Raw genomic sequence first — 18,348 nt, 5'->3', positions numbered from 1 at the left:
ATTTAAAACCATCCATATTTTGGATGGTTTTTTATTTTATCAAAATTCAAACTCAAAAAAAATACGTAGTTTTGCATAACTTTCAAAAAAATTATGCAATACAAGAGAATCCTTTTAAAATTAAGTGGAGAAGCGTTAATGGGAAATCGCCAATATGGTATCGATCCTAAAAGACTTAAAGAATACGCACAAGAAATTAAACAAGTAATTGACAAAGGTATTCAAGTTGCCATTGTTATTGGTGGTGGTAATATTTTTAGAGGTGTTGCTGGTGCTAGTAATGGTATGGATCGTGTACAGGGAGACCATATGGGAATGTTAGCAACCTGTATCAATGGTTTAGCTTTACAAAGCGCTTTGGAAGATGAAGGAATTCATACTCGCTTACAAACTGCTATCGAAATTAAAGAAATTGCAGAACCATATATTAAACGTCGTGCAAATCGTCATTTAGAAAAAGGACGTGTTGTTATTTTTGGTGGAGGAACAGGAAACCCTTATTTTACAACAGATACTGCTGCTGTACTAAGAGCCATTGAAGTAAATGCAGATGCAATCTTAAAAGGAACTAGAGTCGATGGTATTTACAATGTAGATCCTGAAAAAGATGAAAACGCTATAAAATACGAAACAATTACTTTTAAAGATGTTATTGATAAAGGTTTAAAAGTAATGGACATGACTGCTTTTACTTTAAGTGAAGAAAACAAACTTCCTATTATCGTTTTTGACATGAACAAAGGAGGTAACCTACTAAAGTTGGTTTCTGGAGAACAAATAGGTACCATAGTTGATAAATAACAAAAAATAACTTCTACCATTATTAGAAGTAATAAATACGAACAAAATGAACGAAGAAATTGATTTTATTTTAGATTCGGCCAAAGAGGCAATGAATAACGCAATAGAGCATTTAATAAAAGAATTACGTGCAATTAGAGCTGGTAAGGCATCACCAGCAATGTTAGCGAATGTACAAGTAGATTATTATGGAGCTGCAACTCCATTAGGTCAGGTTGCTAACGTAAGTACTGCTGATGCTCGAACAATAACAGTTCAGCCATGGGAAAAAAACATGTTGCAAGAAATTGAAAAAGCTATTATGCTTGCTAATTTAGGCTTTAACCCAATGAATAATGGTGATAATATTATTATTAATGTACCTGCTTTAACTGAAGAGCGTCGTAAAGAATTAGCAAAACAAGCAAAAGGTGAAGCTGAACATGCTAAAGTAGGTATTCGTAACGCTCGTAAAGATGCTAATAACGAAATAAAAAAAACAGATCTTTCTGATGATTTGAAAAAAAATGCTGAAGCTGATGTTCAAAAATTAACTGATACATTTATTAAAAACATTGACGAAAAACTTTCTGTAAAAGAAAAAGAAATAATGACTGTTTAAGTATATTTCAAAAACATAAAAAAGAGTGTTTTACGACACTCTTTTTTTTCGTTTAATTGTTTCATTTACCATAACTTTACAAAAAATATTTGAATGACTTTTTGGACTAAAATCGCAGGATTTATATTAAGAAATAGATATTTAGTTTTAATAGCTATAGCTGTTATTACAGGACTTTTAGTTACTCAAATGAAGTATATGCGTTTTTCATATACTGAAGCCAATTTACTGCCCAAAGACCATGAAGCTAACATACAATATGATAAGTTTTTAGAAATTTTTGGAGAAGAAGGCAATCTAGTAATTCTAGGAGTTAAAGACTCAACAATTTTCACTCCATCAAAATTTAATGCTTGGAACAAACTTGTAAAAAAAATTGATAGTGTAAAACAAGTAGATTTCACCTTATCAATTGCAGATGTTAAACAATTAAAAGCTGATAGAAAGGAACGTAAATTTGTGCTTGAACCTTTATTTAATAAAGCACCTGTTACAAATGAAGAAGTAACAAAAATCAAAAAACAATTATTTGAAAAATTACCTTTTTACGACAATTTGCTTTATAATGGAGAAGGAACCATACAAACAGCAATATATATAGATAAAGATATTGTAAACACCCCTGAACGAAGAGATTTTGTTGCAGATGTGCTACTTCCTAATGTAGAAGAGTTTGAAAAAGAATATCAAATTGATGTTCGCATTTCTGGAATGCCTTATATACGAACTATAAATTCTCAAAACATTATTGATGAAATGAGTCTTTTCGTATTTGGTGCCTTAGGAATTACTGCCATTATCTTCTTTTTCTTTTTCCGTTCATTCCGAGCAACCTTTATTACATTATTAGTTGTTGGTATTGGAGTTATTTGGGCTTTTGGTTTTATTGGTCTATTTAGATATGAAATTACTGTTTTATCTGCTTTAATTCCGCCTTTAATTATCGTTATTGGAGTACCTAATGCCGTGTTTTTAATTAATAAATATCAACAAGAGATAAAAAAACATGGTAATCAAGCAAAATCTTTACAACGTGTAATTTCAAAAATTGGTAACGCCACTTTGATGACAAATATTACCACTGCATCTGGTTTTGCAACCTTTGTTTTTGTTAAAAGTCAATTACTTAGAGAGTTTGGTGTTTTAGCATCCGTAAACATTGTAAGCATATTTATTTTAGCCTTATTAATAATTCCGATTATTTATAGTTTCATGCCATTACCTGAAAAAAAGCATCTAAATCACTTAGAAAAAAAGTGGATGGGAAATGTAGTTTCATGGATGGAGCGCATGGTAAAAAACCAACGAATTTCAGTTTATATTACTACCGTAGTTGTAATTATATTAAGTATGATTGGTCTTTTTCAAATTCGAGTATCTGGTAGCTTAATAGAAGATATGCCTAAGGGAATGCAGTTTTATAAAGATATTAAGTTTTTTGAAACTGAATTTGGTGGAATAATGCCTCTAGAAATATTGATTGACACCAAAAAAGAGAAAGGTGTTATGAAACTTTCTACTTTAAAAAAGATGGAAAAACTTAATGAAACAATTGAAACTTTTCCTGAATTATCAAAGCCTATTTCTATTACAAACTTAGTTAAATATTCTAAACAGGCTTATTACAAAGGCAACCCTAAATATTACCAATTACCTACAAGTCAAGAAAAAGCACACATTTTTGCATACACTAAAAACTCGGACAGTAACTCTGGTATGTTAAAAAACTTTGTTGACAACACGGGCCGTTATGCACGTATTACCACTTTTATGAAAGATGTGGGTACAGATAAAATGGATATTATTCAGGATCGGTTAAATGCAGTTATTAAAAAACAATTTCCTGAAGAAAAATTTAAGGTTTCCATGACAGGGAAAGCTTTAGTCTTTTTAAAAGGAACCAATTATCTTATTAAAAATTTAGTTATTTCATTATCACTTGCTATATTATTAATTTCAATTTTTATGGCATGGATGTTCCGTTCTTACAAAATGATTTTTATATCATTAATACCTAATATGCTTCCTTTATTGATAACAGCCGGGTTAATGGGCTTTTTCAGTATTCCAATAAAACCATCTACCATTTTAGTATTTAGTATTGCTTTTGGTATTTCTGTTGATGATACTATACATTTTTTAGCAAAATACAGACAAGAATTACTTGCCAATAATTGGAAAGTTAAACCAGCTGTTTATTCAGCTCTTCAAGAAACTGGTGTAAGCATGTTTTATACTTCAATTGTATTATTTTTTGGCTTTTTAGTATTTACTCTTTCTAGCTTTGGAGGTACAATTGCTTTAGGAGGCTTAGTATCTGTAACCTTGTTATTAGCAATGGTATCTAATCTATTATTATTACCATCGCTTTTACTATCTTTTGAAAAGAAAATAGCAAATAAAAAAGTATTAAAAGAAACAAATTTTAAAATACTACCCCCAAAAGAAGAAGAATATTAAAGCTTATAAAAATATTCTTTAATTGATAAAATACAAAAAAGGGTTAGCAGTTGCTAACCCTTTTTACATTCTTTTTCATATACTTTAATATAGTTTTTCATAACTAATTTTTTATTTTCTAAAAATATACCTACTATTGTTGCATATTTTTACTTTTTAATCCCTTAAAGTACACTACAAATGTACATTCAATTTAATATTTAGACAACTGTGTTTTTACGCAGTTTATGTAATTTTATGAGTACAACACAAAATAATATTGGAAAATACACCAAGGAAAGAGTTTCTGATATTCCATTAGATATAACCACTGAAACTTATAATTTTTATAAAGCAACTATTCCTAAATTTGTTGGTGAAGCATTATATATTTATTCTTTTAAAGAAAACAAAATGTTATATGCGCATGGATGGGAGGAACTGTTAGGGTATAAAGATGAAGAAATAACTATGCTTAAAATAGTAAGTTGTACTTCACCAAGACACTTTCAATTTTCTAATGAACTTAACGACAAGGCACTTCAATTTTTGAAAACAAAAAACGAAGAATTAGAAAAATATAGCTTTACACTTGAACTTGAAAAAATAAATCAGAATGGAGAAATTATTCCTTTATTTTCAAGAGTTGGTGTTTTTAAATCGGCAAATGGTAACGTTGAAGAAATTATCGGAGTTTCTCAAGTTATAAAATCGCTCAAACATAGTAATGTTATGCAATATGCCGCTTATGGCCCCGACACTTCTGATTTTGAAGAAACATTAAATAAAGAATTATTTAATCATTTTGCTATTTCAAGAAAAGAAAAAGAGGCTCTTAGTTTAGCTGCTGAAGGATTGGCTTTTAAGGAAATTGCTTATAAATTAAACGTAAGTCAATCTGCAATTGAAAAACGAATTATTCCTTTATACAAACGATTTAAAGTAAAAAGTTTACCCCATTTAATAAGTTTTGCATACACAAATCATATTTTATAATAATTTAATGAACTAAATTTATTTTTTTAATCTTAAGAGCATCAACCCCTATTTTAACTAACATTTGTGTCCATTCATCGTCTTGATTCAAGTTATAGTCATTACCTAAAATCCAAATAACATTTTTATTTGCTATTATTTTACAGTACTCCTCATTCATTTTACCAGATGCTGTAGGATCTAAAAACTGCAATATTTTTTTAGGATTTACCAACTCTTCATCAATAGGTTTACCTGGGTTTACATCATCTATGACAAGATAATTACTTTCTTTCCACGACCATATTCTATGGATATCTAATTTTGTGTTTTCTTCAATAAAAAAAAGGCTAAATAATTTCATTGCACTGGTATACAAACATATTTTATGTTTAATCGATAATTCATTTAAAACACCAACCCCTAAACTTGTTTTTCCACAAAACTGTGAACCAAAAATTAACAAATGATTTCCTGAATCATTAGCTTCTATAAAATTAAAAACCTCTTTTTTTCCTTCATCATTTATAGTAAAATTCCATTGACTCAATCGAAATTGAAATGGATAATTTGCATAATGTTGATACATTTTAGTTAAATACCAATAACTAGAAGCTCTTAACAAGTATAAAAAAAGCAAAATTATTGCAACTATTGTAATTTTATCTTGTAATCCATTTATGTAAAAACTGTACAAAAAGGCTCCAAAACTAAAAAAAGCAACATCGGTAATTGTATCATAAGCTATATTTAACCATTTCGGATTAAAAACATACCTCTTGTTATTTGGAATAAAAAAATGATTATTTAATGATTTTTTTTTAGTTAATAATGGCCCTAAAAAATTATACAACTCAAATAAAAACCAAAAAAAAGTTACTATTGCACTAGCAACAACAGGATTTTGATAAGTTTTTATATGATTAATATTATCATGTAAAATAAAAGAAGGAACAAAACCCAGTGCAATATGCCCAAATTGATTTGCTAACCACGAATAAGTTAAGGTAACTCCTCTATGAGAATCTTTCCCTATTAAATCTTTTTTAAACTGATTAAAAATAGTTTTCTTATTAATTTTACGCATCATTATAAAGTATAACTGTAAAAATACATCACTTTTAAAAAAAACTTATTAAAAATCAATTATAATCTACATTGATTGTTTTAGTTCAAAAAAGTATCTTTGCTTCTCAATTTTTAAAAGATGAAAAGAAGTAGCGTTAAAGAATTATTACATTCTAATAAATTTTTACAAGAAGTACATGTTAAAGGATGGGTTAGAACTTTTAGAAGCAATCGTTTTATTGCCTTAAATGACGGTTCAACCATTAATAATATTCAATGTGTTGTAGATTTTGAAAACACCAATGAAGAACTTTTAAAAAGAATAACTACAAGTGCTGCTGTAAGCATTACCGGTACTTTAATTGAAAGTGAAGGTAAAGGACAAACTGTAGAGATTAAAGTTACAAAATTAGAAATATTAGGAGATTCTAATCCAGATGAATACCCTATTCAGCCTAAAAAACACAGTTTAGAATTTTTAAGAGAAAATGCACATTTACGTATTAGAACCAATACTTTTAGTGCGGTAATGAGAGTACGTTCTGCTTTATCTTTTGCAGTACATAAATACTTTCAAGAAAACGGATTTAACTACGTTAACACACCTATCATTACAGGTTCTGATGCTGAAGGAGCTGGAGAAATGTTTCATGTAACTAATTTTGATGCAAACAAAGCACCAGTAAACGAAGAAGGTAATATAGATTATACCCAAGATTTTTTTGGTAAAGAGACTAACTTAACTGTTTCTGGTCAATTAGAAGCCGAAACTTATGCAATGGCACTTGGTAAAGTATATACTTTTGGCCCTACTTTTAGAGCCGAAAACTCAAACACAACACGTCATTTAGCTGAATTTTGGATGATTGAACCTGAGGTTGCATTTAATGATTTAGATGCAAATATGGATTTATCCGAAGATTTTATCAAGTCTGTTTTAGGTTATGTTTTAGAAAACTGTAAAGACGATTTAGCATTTTTAGACAATCGTTTAACACAAGAAGAAAAATCAAAACCACAAGCGCAGCGTAGTGACATGAGTTTACTAGAAAAATTAAACTTTGTAGTAAACAATAATTTTAAACGTGTTTCATATACCGAGGCCATTGATATTTTACGTAATTCAAAACCTAACAAAAAGAAAAAATTCCAATTTCCAGTAAACGAATGGGGAGTAGATTTACAATCTGAACATGAACGTTATTTAGTAGAAAAGCACTTTAAATGTCCTGTTATTTTATTCGATTACCCAGCAACTATCAAGGCATTTTACATGCGTTTAAACGACGATGGTAAAACAGTACGCGCAATGGATGTTTTATTTCCAGGAATCGGTGAAATGGTTGGAGGAAGCCAAAGAGAAGAACGTTTAGATGTTTTAAAAACTAAAATGGCCGAACTTAATATTGAAGAAGAAGAATTATGGTGGTATTTAGATACCCGTAAATTTGGTACAGCAGTGCATTCTGGTTTCGGTTTAGGTTTTGAACGTTTGGTTTTATTTACGACAGGAATGGGAAATATACGTGATGTAATTCCGTTTCCAAGAACACCTCAAAACGCAGAGTTTTAAAAAAATCATAAAATTATATACTACAATCGTCATTCCTCACAGAATGGCGATTTCTTTTTAACCTATTTCATATATTTGTAAGTATGCTAAAACAAGGTTTACATTATAAATTACTTCAAAAATTATCTCCACAGCAAATTCAGCTGATGAAGTTAATTCAACTACCAACACAAGCTTTTGAAGAACGCTTAAAACAAGAAATTGAAGAAAATCCTGCGCTAGACACAGGCAAAGAAGAACCTGAAAACTTTGAAGATACCTTAACCAATGCTGACGATTATGATGAAGGAAATGAGAAAATAGACACTGAGGATATTAATATTGATGAGTATTTAAGTGACGACGAATATCCTAGTTATAAAACACAAGCAAATAATTACTCAGCTGATGATGAAGAAAAACAAGTTCCGTATGCAGCGGGTACTACTTTTCATCAATCCTTAAAAAATCAATTAAATACCTTTCGTATTGATGAAGAAGAGCGAGCAATTGCTGAGTTTTTAGTTGGTAGTATTGATGATAGCGGGTATATTCGTAGAGAAGTTATTGATCTTGTAGATGATTTAGCATTTACTCAAAACGTATTTACAACCGAAGAAAAGGTAGAAAATGTTTTGCTTAATGTTGTTCAAAAACTAGACCCTATAGGAGTTGGCGCTCGTAATTTAAAGGAATGCCTAATTATTCAGTTAAAATCCAAACCTGAAAAAGAAACAAGAGTTTTAGCTATAGATATTTTAGAAAATGCTTTTGATCATTTCGTAAAAAAACACTACAAAAAACTTCTTGAAAAGTTTAATATTAATGAAGAACTTTTAAAAGAAACTATTACAGAAATCGGTAGGTTAAACCCCAAACCAGGAAGCTCTTATGCAGGTAATAATAAAATAGCTGAGCAAATTGTTCCTGATTTTTCAATTCAAATTATTGATGGTGTTTTAGAACTTACCTTAAACTCTAGAAATGCTCCTGAATTACATGTATCAAGAGAATATAACAACATGTTAAAAGGATATAGTGACGCTAAAAATAAGAGTAAGAGTCAAAAAGACGCAGTAATGTTCATCAAACAAAAATTAGATGCAGCAAAATGGTTTATAGATGCTATAAAACAGCGTCAACAAACATTATTGGTTACGATGAACGCAATTATGCATCGTCAAGAAGCTTATTTTTTAACTGGTGATGAACGTAAGTTAAAACCAATGATTTTAAAAGATATTGCTGACGAAATTCAGATGGATGTTTCTACGGTATCTAGGGTTGCCAACAGTAAATATGTAGCTACGCCTTACGGAACAAAATTAATAAAAGTCTTTTTCTCTGAATCAATGAAAAATGATCAAGGAGAAGATGTTTCTACTCGTGAAATTAAAAAAATTCTTGAAACCGTAATTCAAGAAGAAGATAAAAGGAAGCCTTTGACTGATGAAAAATTATCTAAAATACTAAAAGAAAAAGGCTATCCTATTGCCAGAAGAACCGTTGCAAAATATCGTGAACAGTTAGATATTTCAGTGGCACGTTTACGAAAAGAAATATAATGCGCTGGCATAAATTCATATCAACCGCTTTACACCCAATTGTAATACCAACAATTGGTATATTACTATACTTTATTTTAACGCCAGTTAATTTAAGTCGACACCAACAATATACAATTTTGAGCGTTGTATTTATTAGCACTTATATTATCCCGTTACTTTTATTAATTTTATTAAAATCTATTGGTTACATAAGCTCATATCAAGTAAAGAGAATTAGCGAACGTAAGATTCCTATATTTTTTATGATGGCGCTATTTTTTATGCTCGGAAAGTTTTTTTACGAAACTACGATTATTAAAGATCTTAGCTATCTCTTTTTTGGAGTTGTATTAGGTCTTGGTTTAATTTATATATTATTTGTATTTAAAATTAAAACAAGCTTACATTTACTATCTATTGGGGCTGCTCTAGGTTATTTTTTATTGTTTCAACAACTACACAGCTTAGCTATTACTCCAATAACAATAATTTTCTTATTATTATCTGGTCTACTAGCAAGCTCAAGATTACATTTAAAAGCTCATACTAGCACGGAAGTATATCTTGGTTTTTTTATTGGCCTAGTCGCTCCTTTTTTTACTTTTTACATCTTATAATAAATAAAAACTCAGACCAAATCGAATAATATTAGTATCAACTGTATTATCATTAAGTGTTGCTCTCTTAAAAATAGGGTTCAAGCCATAATATATATGAAAATTAAAGGTTCCATAACCAGCTGAAACAATAAATCCTGTTTGAAACTTACGATACTCATCTAAATTAGAAATACTAATACTTGTACCTGAATCACTATATGTAAAGTGATTACTTATATTATAACTTAACTTAACACCAGTATAAAATCGCCAAAAAGAATAAGTATTTGCTGTTGATGATCTCCAACGAAATTGAATAGGCATTTCAATATTATGTACTTTAAATTTATTTTGAGTGATATTATTGTCTATCTGAAAACTATTCGGGCTTCCTTTAACAATCTTTAAATTATGATTAAAAGAATCAAAGCCATAACCTAAACCAATACCTAGTCCTAATTTACCACTTTTAACAAAAGGAATATCTTTTATATACCCACCAGAGATACCAAAAGAAAAACCACTTTTACTTACCCTTACAGGCTGGTTATTTAAAGTATTATACGATATATTTATATATAATTGATCATCCCAATAACGATCACCTATTTGTAAAGAATCTTTTTGTCCATAAACTATAGCTGAGATGAAAAATAAAATTATCGTTTTTTTCATAATTAAAATAATATATAAATCTAACTAATTTTAGATATAAAAAAAGAGCAATCGTGTGATTGCTCTTTTATGTGAATATAGTAAGTAATTATTTTGTAATATCACTTGCTTTATGAGTAGATAAGCTCAATTTAAGAGCATTAACATCTCTTAATTTCTCACGAATATCAGCTAATGTACCAACACTTGACTCTTTATCTGCTTTTATAGAAGTTGTCATAAATGGAACTTCAGCTTCAGATACATTCCCTCTTTCTAAAAAAATGAAAGAAGGTACGTCATCAGGCGTTGCAATCTTATCATTTAATTGAATTCTATTATAGCCTGTACCATATTTAGCGTCTTTGGCTTTTCCTACATAAATAGTACTAACTAAACTTTTACGTTCAAGTTTCTTAACTTCACTTGCACTTGGCAGACGAGGAGCTTCGATAGACAAATCGTTTTCTCTCATTACCGTAGTTACCATGAAAAAGAATAATAACATAAAAACAATATCAGGAAGTGAAGAAGTATTCACTGCAGGCATCTCTTTTTTCTTCTTTTTAAATTTAGACATACTTAAATTGTTTTAATACTATTGAACATTAGTTTGCTCGCTGTCTGATATAATTTGAGGATAACTCGATTTAATATCTTCAACTTTTCTTCTAAGTGCATCATCTTTTCTTGCACTTGCCTTAAAAGCTTTGTCTAATTCAGTAAAACTCATACCATATTTCTCTTGGCAAAGGTTATTACGTAATTCGGCATAAGCTTTTAATAACTCATTTTGAACAGAAACATAGGTTCCAAATTCAGTACCTCTATCACTTTCAACAGATATAATAGCTTTGTTTGGGTGGTCTGATGATTCTGGATCTTTTGCTCCTTTACAATAATTACAAGACGCTCCTGCATCTTTTCCTGGCATTGGGTTACCAACACCACCACCGTTATCTATAAATTTTATAGCAGCATCTTTTAAGTCTTTTAACTCCATAATTTCATCCTCTACGAATAATTCATTATTACGGTTAATACTAACTTGAAAAATATTTTTCTCTTTTACTATTGGTGGTTCAACATCTGTTTTTTCAGCTAACTTTTTAGGAATACCTGAATCAACATCCATTGTTGTTGTTACAAGGAAAAAGATAAGTAGCAAGAATGCAATATCTGCCATCGAACCTGCATTAATTTCTGGGTTTTCTCTTCTTGCCATAATAACTTACGATTTAACTATTCCTTTTAATAAATCTACTACAAAAAACACGCTTGCAACAGCACCTAAAGTCATGCTAAAGCTAATCCCTGTTCCTACCCATTTAGAAATACTTCCTTCTCCTACTAATTCTGCACCGTCTGCTCCAATTACATTTCCGTTAGAAGACAACATATAGCATACAGCAAAGATAACACCTAAAGCAGCAACACCTAATACTGTCTTTTTTAAGGCAGCTGGGTTTTTAAACATACTTAGTAATGAAATTACCACTGCAACAATTACTATTCCTATTAATAAATAATATGAATAAGTAACTAATGGAGAAACAGCATCAGAAACCGCCTCTACGTTTTCCTTATCTATTCTTACAACGTTTACAAACAATGCTGCACCAATAAGTGATATTGCAGCTGTAAGTAATGTTAATATTTTATTATTCATATGATTTATTATTTTTTATACTTAGCTAATAAGTCGATTAAAGAGATTGAAGCATCTTCCATATTATTTACAATACTATCGATTTTAGAAACGATGTAATTATAAAAAATTTGTAAAATAATTGCTACAACAAGACCAAATACAGTTGTTAAAAGTGCTATTTTAATACCTCCTGCTACTACTGCTGGTGAAATATCATTTGCTACTGCAATTTTATCAAAAGCTTCAATCATACCAATTACGGTTCCCATGAACCCTAACATTGGTGCTAAAGCAATAAATAAAGACAACCAAGAAACATTTTTCTCTAATAATCCCATTTGTACACCACCATAACCTACTACGGCTTTTTCAGCAGCTTCTAAACCTTCATCTGCTCTTTCTAAACCTTGGTAAAAGATAGAAGCAACAGGCCCTTTTGTATTTCTACAAACTTCTTTAGCAGCCTCAACACCACCTGAACTTAAAGCATCATCAACACTTGCTACTAATTTTTTAGTATTTGTTGTTGCCATGTTTAAATAAATGATTCTTTCAATTGCAATTGCTAAACCTAAAATTAAAGCTACCAATACAATCCCCATAAATTTAGGATCTCCTTCAATAAAACGTTGTTTTAACTCTTGGTGAAAAGTTTTTTCAGCTTCTTGAGCATAAGTTGACTGAATAGCCCCTAAAAACATAAATCCTGCAACAGTTAGGAAATTTACTACTTTCTTCATTTTGTTATAATTAATTTTAAATAGTTAACGGGTTAAAAATACAAATTTTGTTAAGAAAAACTGTTTTTTTTATTAAAAAGTAATTCTTTGCTTGTACTTATTAAACTTTTAATTTTGAAAGTGGCAAGTAACAAAAAAATCTTGGTACATTAAAAAAAACTATGTTATTTGTTCTTTTTTTCTTCTTTCTCTTACTAATTCAAGCAGTTACAGTGATAAAAATAAATAGAAAAAACACGTTCTAACTGATTTCTCCCCTTAATGAAGTTTCAAAATAGTACTTAAATTGTTCTTTTGACAACTTTTCTCCTAACAAATACATCATTTTTGCAATGGCGCTTTCGGTTGTAATATCTTTTCCGTCTACAATTCCTATCCGTTTTAAATCTGAACTTGTTTCATAATGACCTAAAATAACACTCCCACCTTTACATTGCGTTACATTAACTATATAAATCCCTTTAGCTACCGCCTTTTCTAACAAATCTAAAAACCATTTTTCAGTTGGGGCATTTCCAGAGCCATACGTCTCTAAAACTACTCCTTTTAGGTTTGGTATGTTCATAAAACTTTTTACAACAGATGCTGTTATTCCTGGAAACAACTTTAAAATTGCAACATTATTGTCCAGTTTTTTCCTAAAAACAAGTTTTTCTTCCTGTTTGTCTGATTTTAATAACATTGACAGATTAAAATTTAAATGTACACCGCTTTCTGCTAAAGCAGGGTAATTCATCGAAGCAAAAGCTTCAAACTGCTCTGCATTTATTTTTGTTGTTCTATTAGCTCTGTATAATTTGTACTCAAAATACAACCCAACTTCTTGTATTACAGGTTTTCCGTTTTCATATGTTGATGCAACTTCTATTGATGTTATTAAATTTTCTTTGGCATCAGTACGTAAATCACCTATTGGCAATTGAGATCCTGTAAAAATCACAGGTTTTTGTAAGTTTTCAAACATAAAACTTATTGCTGATGATGTGTACGACATCGTATCAGACCCTGTCAAAACAACAAAACCATCATAATTATTGTAATTATCAGAAATAATTTGAGCTATTTCAATATAATAATCCACATTCATATTTGAAGAATCTATCGGATTACTAAATGAAATGGTTGTGATTTCACAATTTAAATGTTGTAATTCAGGAATTTTACTTGATATCTGACTAAAATCAAAAGCTTTTAAAGCTCCTGTATTATAATCTTTCACCATACCAATGGTTCCTCCTGTATAAACTATTAAAATTTTAGGTTTATTTGACATTATGACACTTTTGTTATAAGTAATTTAATTATGGAATAATTTATGTTGTAAATTTATCCAACAAAAATGACACAAATTTTTAAAACGAAATAAATTATGATAGGATTTTATATTTTAATTGGTATTATCTCTTTATTTAGCTGGTTAGTAAGTAACACACTAAAAAGAAAATTTGATAAATATTCAAAAGTTCATTTAAGAAACGGCATGAGTGGTGCTGAGATTGCTCAAAAAATGCTAAGCGACCACGGTATTAATGACGTACAAGTTATTTCGACCCCTGGTAGATTGACAGATCATTATAACCCACAAAATAAAACGGTAAATTTGAGTGAAGCTGTTTACAATCAGCGAAATGCTGCCTCTGCTGCTGTTGCTGCCCATGAAGTTGGACATGCTGTACAACATGCAAGAGCATATCAATATTTACAAATGCGATCTAAGTTAGTGCCTATGGTAAATATTTCTTCACGTTTTTCGCAATGGATGGTAATTGGAGGTATTGCTTTTGGTGCTGCTTCTGGAAATACAGGAATTGGTTTTTATATTGCCATTGCAGGATTAGCTTTTATGGCTATAGGTACCTTATTTAGCTTTATTACTTTACCTGTTGAGTATGATGCAAGTAATAGAGCTTTAGCTTGGTTAGAAAACAAACAGATTGTTACCCGTGAAGAATTAGCAGGATCTAAAGATGCTTTAAAATGGGCTGCTAGAACTTATTTAGTTGCTGCTTTAGGTTCTTTAGCAATGCTTTTATATTGGGGATTACAAATTTTAGGAAATAGAGATTAATCACTTTTCTCATTATATAACACCTACAAAAACTCTTAATAAAATTTAAGAGTTTTTTTTATTCTAATAACTACATTTTTTTGATAGCTAAGCAATAGCTGTTCATCGGAAAATTAGCCCAATTCATCAGATTTTAATTTCAAAAATTAGATTAACAACGCACTTTTGAGGTATTAAACTAAAAAAACATGAAATTTACAATCACTACTTTACTACTATTTTTTACAGTTACCTCTGTATTTTCTCAATACAATATTTCAGGAAAAATTACTGATTCTAACAAAAAAGCTTTGCCCTATACAAATATCATACTTTATAAAACTGGAGACGAAGCAAATCCTAAAGGAACAATTTCTAACGACGACGGAAGTTATTCGTTAAAAAATATCGCTCATGGTAACTATAAAATCACTGTATCTACATTAGGCTTCAAAACAACAAAAAGTAAAGAATTTAAATTATCAACAAATAAAACTTTAAACTTTACTTTAAATGAAGATAATTTAACCCTAAATGAGGTTGTTATAAACTCTAAAAGACCTGTTATTAAACAAACTGCCGAAAAGTTGGTTGTTGATTTAGAAAAATCTGAAATGTTAAATTCTAACCTACAAGACGTAATGCGAAAAGTTCCTGGTGTATTAGTTACAAATAACGGAATTTCAATTGCCGGAAAAAGAGGTGTCAGGATTCTAATTAATGGCAAAACTACTGAATATATGGATGTAGAAACACTTTTAAGAGATTTCCCTGCAGATAATATTGCTAAAATTGAAGTTATAGAACAACCCGGTGCTGAATATGACGCCACTGGATCTGGAGCAATTATTAATATTATTTTGAAGAAAAATGTACGTTTAGGTACTCACGGAAGCGTTACTGGTTGGATTGGTGAAGATGAAGGCTTTGAATACGGAACCAAAGTTGCCATAGCTAGCTACAGGAACAAACTAAATTGGCAAACTAGTTTAGGACACTCTAAACCAACTTGGAGAGATGACTTATTTTTAGTTAGAACCGTTGATAATCAAACTTATGATCAAACCACAAAATCACCATACAATCCAAATCGTTTTAACATAAACGGAAACGTAGATTATTATATTAATGATTATAACTCTATAGGTATTGGAGCACGTTTGAATACCAAAAAATCAGATAGAATTACAAATAGTAAAACCATAATTTATGACACAAATTTAACAAATACTTTGTTTTCTGAAAACAGCTATGATAAGCATCGTGTTGACTTTAACATAAACCCTTATTACGAGTACAAATCTGATACCGATAAACTGATCTTTGATTTTAATTATATAAATTATAAAAATGACAACATTAATACTTTATATGATGTTGCAGGGAGCACACTTCCTTTTACAGATAGAAGATATAAGCAAGATGGAAAATATACTATAAAAACATCTAAAATAGACTATACTAAAACTTTTTCAGATAATTTAAAAGTAAGTATCGGTGGTAAATATGCAATTGTAAATACTAATAATGATTTGCAATCATTTCTTGAAAACAACTCAAACGAATTCGAATTAGACCAAGAGAGTAGTAGTCAATTTTTAGTTGACGAAACTATTTTTGCAATATATTCTAAAATCAATGCAACCTCTGGTAAATGGTCTTTTTCTGGTGGGTTACGTTATGAAGATAGTAAAACCAATGGAACCTCAAAATTTATAAAAAACGGAATCCCATCAACTGAAATTAAAAAAAGACCTATTCAAAAACTATTTCCAAGTGCATCTATTGGAAAAAAAATAACAGAAAAATTAGGCACAAGTTTATCTTATAGTTATAGAATAAGAAGACCTTCTTATGGTAGTTTAAATTCATTTGAAGAATATTTAGATCCGTTTTCTGCCGAACAAGGAAATCCTAATTTAAAACCAGCTTTCACTAACAATTATCAATTTAATTTAACATACGACGGACAACCTTTTTTTACGGTAGGCTATAGCGAAACGGATAATGTAATTTTTGATTTAATAAAACAAAATAACATCACAAAACAAATAAGACAACAAGCTGTTAATGTAAAAAATTACACTAACTGGAATTTTAGATTATTCGCTCCATTAAGTTTTATAAAAGGAGTTGAAGGTTACACTGGTTTTATCGTAAACAACAACAGTTACAACTCAGCAACTTATAATGTAGCTTTATCTAAATGGAATTTATTCTGGTTTATGCAAGCAAGCTATAAATTACCTTGGGATGTTAATTTTGAGATGAGTGGAAATTACGGAACAGGTGCATTAGAAGACCAAATACAAGTAAATTGGTTGGCTGGTTTAGATTTTTCTTTTGGAAAAAAATTTATGAACGATAAACTAAAAGTAAACCTTGGTTTTAATAAAATGTTAAACAGAGGATTTAACGGTAAAATTGATTATGGAAATGGATCTGCTAAAGTAGAAAGCAATGGTTCGCGTCAAAACATCCAACTACGCTTAGTGTATAGTTTTGGATCAAAATTTGGAAAGAAAAAATCAAAACGCAATGCTTCTCATGAGGAAGAAAATAGAATTCAAGATAATAATTAACTTTGTTTTTACTAAAAAACAATCTCTAAAATATTTTTCTTTGAACTTAGTTTAAATGAAATATAACTTAACAAAACTATGAATACCAAACTTAACCAATCAGATTATTTTTTACTACTTGTGTACTACGGTATTTCTATGTTATTGGAAATAGATGATTATACTGAAAGAAATAATGCTTTAATTGAGTATTTAATAGACATTCCAATTTTTATAATAATGTCAATTATTTTGGTATTAACATTTAGCCTATGGTTAATCCCTAAATATATTGTAAACCATAAAAAATATTTTCACTTTGCTTTTTTTGGGCTTTTAACTATAATAATTTGCGGAGGGCTTGAATACACTGCAGGATTTTGGAGCGGAAGTAATCCTTGGAAGGAGTTTCCTAATTGGTGGGACTTCATCAAAAAAAGTATTAATTATGCATCAAATGCTATAAGCTTTCCTTTAGGTTTATTGCTGACTAAAAAGTTTTATGAAAGTCAAAGAGATTTATTAAAAATAGAGAAACAACAAAAAGAAAATGAGCTTAAATTATTACGTTCACAAATAGACCCTCATTTTTTATTTAACAATCTAAACACTTTAGACTCTTTAATTGATTTTAATCCAATGAAGGCTAAGGAATATATAAATCGACTATCATTAATTTATCGTTATTTAATTCAAACAAAAGATGCTGAAGTTATGGAGTTATCAGAAGAGTTAAAGTTTGCTGAAAACTATATTTTTTTAATAAAAACTCGCTTTGGTAATGACTACAACTTTACTATTAATGTAAAAACTTCAATAAAAGATAAATTTGTTCCAACAGGCGCTATCCAAGCCCTATTAGAGAATGTTGTAAAACATAATAAATCAGAAAACAACATTGCTATAAACACCGATATTTGTATTAAAAAGAACACGCTAAAGGTAGTTAATCAAAAATCAAAATATGTATCTAAAAGCGACTCTCTTAACACTGGTTTAAACAACTTAAAAACTCGTTACAAACTACTTTCTGACAAAGAAGTTATTATTATTAATACCGATAAAGAATTTAGCGTATCTATTCCTACTATTAATTTAAGTGAAGAAAATTAA

General features: G+C 29.6%; 17 protein-coding genes. 10 read left to right on the top strand and 7 right to left on the bottom strand.

Translation table 11 applies throughout. The annotated features are described in order from the left end of the window. The first annotated feature begins 93 nt into the window (after positions 1-93). The 4 genes from pyrH to BA195_RS04255 all read left to right on the top strand — a co-directional run bounded on the left by pyrH (position 94) and on the right by BA195_RS04255 (position 4,837). On the top strand, positions 94-801 hold the full coding sequence (gene pyrH, locus BA195_RS04270; RefSeq protein ID WP_068702775.1) for a UMP kinase: 708 nt from the start codon (positions 94-96) through the stop codon (positions 799-801). A 46-nt stretch (positions 802-847) separates the two neighbouring features. Continuing rightward, positions 848-1,402 carry a ribosome recycling factor gene (frr, locus tag BA195_RS04265; RefSeq protein ID WP_068702774.1) on the top strand — a complete coding sequence of 185 codons (555 nt, stop codon included), beginning with the start codon at positions 848-850 and terminating at the stop codon, positions 1,400-1,402. Between the two features lie 93 nt (positions 1,403-1,495). Further along, positions 1,496-3,862 carry an efflux RND transporter permease subunit gene (locus BA195_RS04260; RefSeq protein ID WP_068702772.1) on the top strand — a complete coding sequence of 789 codons (2,367 nt, stop codon included), beginning with the start codon at positions 1,496-1,498 and terminating at the stop codon, positions 3,860-3,862. A 237-nt stretch (positions 3,863-4,099) separates the two neighbouring features. Next, positions 4,100-4,837, top strand: a complete 738-nt coding sequence (locus BA195_RS04255) for a LuxR C-terminal-related transcriptional regulator (protein WP_068702771.1) — start codon at positions 4,100-4,102, stop codon at positions 4,835-4,837. A 4-nt stretch (positions 4,838-4,841) separates the two neighbouring features. On the opposite strand, the gene BA195_RS04250 is transcribed toward BA195_RS04255, so the two are convergent. Continuing rightward, positions 4,842-5,906, bottom strand: a complete 1,065-nt coding sequence (locus BA195_RS04250; RefSeq protein ID WP_068702770.1) for a hypothetical protein — start codon at positions 5,904-5,906, stop codon at positions 4,842-4,844. A gap of 117 nt (positions 5,907-6,023) precedes the next feature. Between BA195_RS04250 and asnS the strand changes: the two genes are divergently transcribed. From asnS to BA195_RS04235, 3 genes are all read left to right on the top strand, one after another. After that, positions 6,024-7,457 (top strand): asparagine--tRNA ligase, encoded by a 1,434-nt coding sequence (gene asnS, locus BA195_RS04245; protein ID WP_068702769.1) that lies wholly within the window; start codon positions 6,024-6,026, stop codon positions 7,455-7,457. An 83-nt stretch (positions 7,458-7,540) separates the two neighbouring features. Beyond that, on the top strand, positions 7,541-9,001 hold the full coding sequence (gene rpoN / locus BA195_RS04240) for an RNA polymerase factor sigma-54 (protein ID WP_068702766.1): 1,461 nt from the start codon (positions 7,541-7,543) through the stop codon (positions 8,999-9,001). Then, positions 9,001-9,600 carry a hypothetical protein gene (locus tag BA195_RS04235; RefSeq protein ID WP_068702764.1) on the top strand — a complete coding sequence of 200 codons (600 nt, stop codon included), beginning with the start codon at positions 9,001-9,003 and terminating at the stop codon, positions 9,598-9,600. The genes rpoN and BA195_RS04235 overlap by 1 nt, the downstream gene beginning before the upstream one ends. Here BA195_RS04235 and BA195_RS04230 read toward each other — a convergent pair. The 6 genes from BA195_RS04230 to BA195_RS04205 form a co-directional block, all read right to left on the bottom strand. Then, positions 9,595-10,257 carry a porin family protein gene (locus BA195_RS04230; protein ID WP_068702762.1) on the bottom strand — a complete coding sequence of 221 codons (663 nt, stop codon included), beginning with the start codon at positions 10,255-10,257 and terminating at the stop codon, positions 9,595-9,597. The genes BA195_RS04235 and BA195_RS04230 overlap by 6 nt on opposite strands. An 88-nt stretch (positions 10,258-10,345) precedes the next feature. Then, positions 10,346-10,816, bottom strand: a complete 471-nt coding sequence (locus tag BA195_RS04225) for an ExbD/TolR family protein (RefSeq protein WP_068702761.1) — start codon at positions 10,814-10,816, stop codon at positions 10,346-10,348. A gap of 18 nt (positions 10,817-10,834) precedes the next feature. Further along, complete coding sequence (locus BA195_RS04220) at positions 10,835-11,461, bottom strand: ExbD/TolR family protein (RefSeq protein ID WP_068702760.1); 627 nt, start codon at positions 11,459-11,461, stop codon at positions 10,835-10,837. A gap of 6 nt (positions 11,462-11,467) precedes the next feature. Further along, positions 11,468-11,905 (bottom strand): hypothetical protein, encoded by a 438-nt coding sequence (locus BA195_RS04215; protein ID WP_068702759.1) that lies wholly within the window; start codon positions 11,903-11,905, stop codon positions 11,468-11,470. Positions 11,906-11,913: 8 nt separating this feature from the next. Beyond that, positions 11,914-12,627 (bottom strand): MotA/TolQ/ExbB proton channel family protein, encoded by a 714-nt coding sequence (locus BA195_RS04210; protein WP_068702757.1) that lies wholly within the window; start codon positions 12,625-12,627, stop codon positions 11,914-11,916. A gap of 241 nt (positions 12,628-12,868) precedes the next feature. Next, a complete protein-coding gene (locus BA195_RS04205; RefSeq protein ID WP_068702755.1) occupies positions 12,869-13,900 on the bottom strand; it encodes an asparaginase in 1,032 nt (343 codons plus the stop codon). Positions 13,901-13,996: 96 nt separating this feature from the next. Between BA195_RS04205 and BA195_RS04200 the strand changes: the two genes are divergently transcribed. From BA195_RS04200 to BA195_RS04190, 3 genes are all read left to right on the top strand, one after another. Further along, positions 13,997-14,695 (top strand): zinc metallopeptidase, encoded by a 699-nt coding sequence (locus tag BA195_RS04200; protein ID WP_068702754.1) that lies wholly within the window; start codon positions 13,997-13,999, stop codon positions 14,693-14,695. 188 nt (positions 14,696-14,883) lie between these two features. Further along, positions 14,884-17,256, top strand: coding sequence for a TonB-dependent receptor (locus tag BA195_RS04195; RefSeq protein WP_068702752.1), 2,373 nt, complete (start codon positions 14,884-14,886; stop codon positions 17,254-17,256). A gap of 78 nt (positions 17,257-17,334) precedes the next feature. Then, entirely contained in the window at positions 17,335-18,348 is a 1,014-nt protein-coding gene (locus BA195_RS04190) for a sensor histidine kinase (RefSeq protein WP_068702750.1), read from the top strand.

The sequence above is a fragment of the Tenacibaculum soleae genome, assembly GCF_001693415.1.
Taxonomy (GTDB): domain Bacteria; phylum Bacteroidota; class Bacteroidia; order Flavobacteriales; family Flavobacteriaceae; genus Polaribacter; species Polaribacter soleae.
This window is presented reverse-complemented; position numbering and strand designations above follow the sequence as displayed.

Bases quoted from the DNA above. Each gene is read 5' to 3' on its own strand.
- BA195_RS04235 (WP_068702764.1), top strand. From the start codon at position 9,001: ATGCGCTGGCATAAATTCATATCAACCGCTTTACACCCAATTGTAATA.
- BA195_RS04190 (WP_068702750.1), top strand. From the start codon at position 17,335: ATGAATACCAAACTTAACCAATCAGATTATTTTTTACTACTTGTGTAC.
- BA195_RS04250 (WP_068702770.1), bottom strand. From the start codon at position 5,906: ATGATGCGTAAAATTAATAAGAAAACTATTTTTAATCAGTTTAAAAAA.
- rpoN (WP_068702766.1), top strand. From the start codon at position 7,541: ATGCTAAAACAAGGTTTACATTATAAATTACTTCAAAAATTATCTCCA.
- BA195_RS04195 (WP_068702752.1), top strand. From the start codon at position 14,884: ATGAAATTTACAATCACTACTTTACTACTATTTTTTACAGTTACCTCT.
- frr (WP_068702774.1), top strand. From the start codon at position 848: ATGAACGAAGAAATTGATTTTATTTTAGATTCGGCCAAAGAGGCAATG.
- BA195_RS04230 (WP_068702762.1), bottom strand. From the start codon at position 10,257: ATGAAAAAAACGATAATTTTATTTTTCATCTCAGCTATAGTTTATGGA.
- pyrH (WP_068702775.1), top strand. From the start codon at position 94: ATGCAATACAAGAGAATCCTTTTAAAATTAAGTGGAGAAGCGTTAATG.
- asnS (WP_068702769.1), top strand. From the start codon at position 6,024: ATGAAAAGAAGTAGCGTTAAAGAATTATTACATTCTAATAAATTTTTA.
- BA195_RS04210 (WP_068702757.1), bottom strand. From the start codon at position 12,627: ATGAAGAAAGTAGTAAATTTCCTAACTGTTGCAGGATTTATGTTTTTA.
- BA195_RS04205 (WP_068702755.1), bottom strand. From the start codon at position 13,900: ATGTCAAATAAACCTAAAATTTTAATAGTTTATACAGGAGGAACCATT.
- BA195_RS04215 (WP_068702759.1), bottom strand. From the start codon at position 11,905: ATGAATAATAAAATATTAACATTACTTACAGCTGCAATATCACTTATT.
- BA195_RS04220 (WP_068702760.1), bottom strand. From the start codon at position 11,461: ATGGCAAGAAGAGAAAACCCAGAAATTAATGCAGGTTCGATGGCAGAT.
- BA195_RS04200 (WP_068702754.1), top strand. From the start codon at position 13,997: ATGATAGGATTTTATATTTTAATTGGTATTATCTCTTTATTTAGCTGG.
- BA195_RS04255 (WP_068702771.1), top strand. From the start codon at position 4,100: ATGAGTACAACACAAAATAATATTGGAAAATACACCAAGGAAAGAGTT.
- BA195_RS04225 (WP_068702761.1), bottom strand. From the start codon at position 10,816: ATGTCTAAATTTAAAAAGAAGAAAAAAGAGATGCCTGCAGTGAATACT.
- BA195_RS04260 (WP_068702772.1), top strand. From the start codon at position 1,496: ATGACTTTTTGGACTAAAATCGCAGGATTTATATTAAGAAATAGATAT.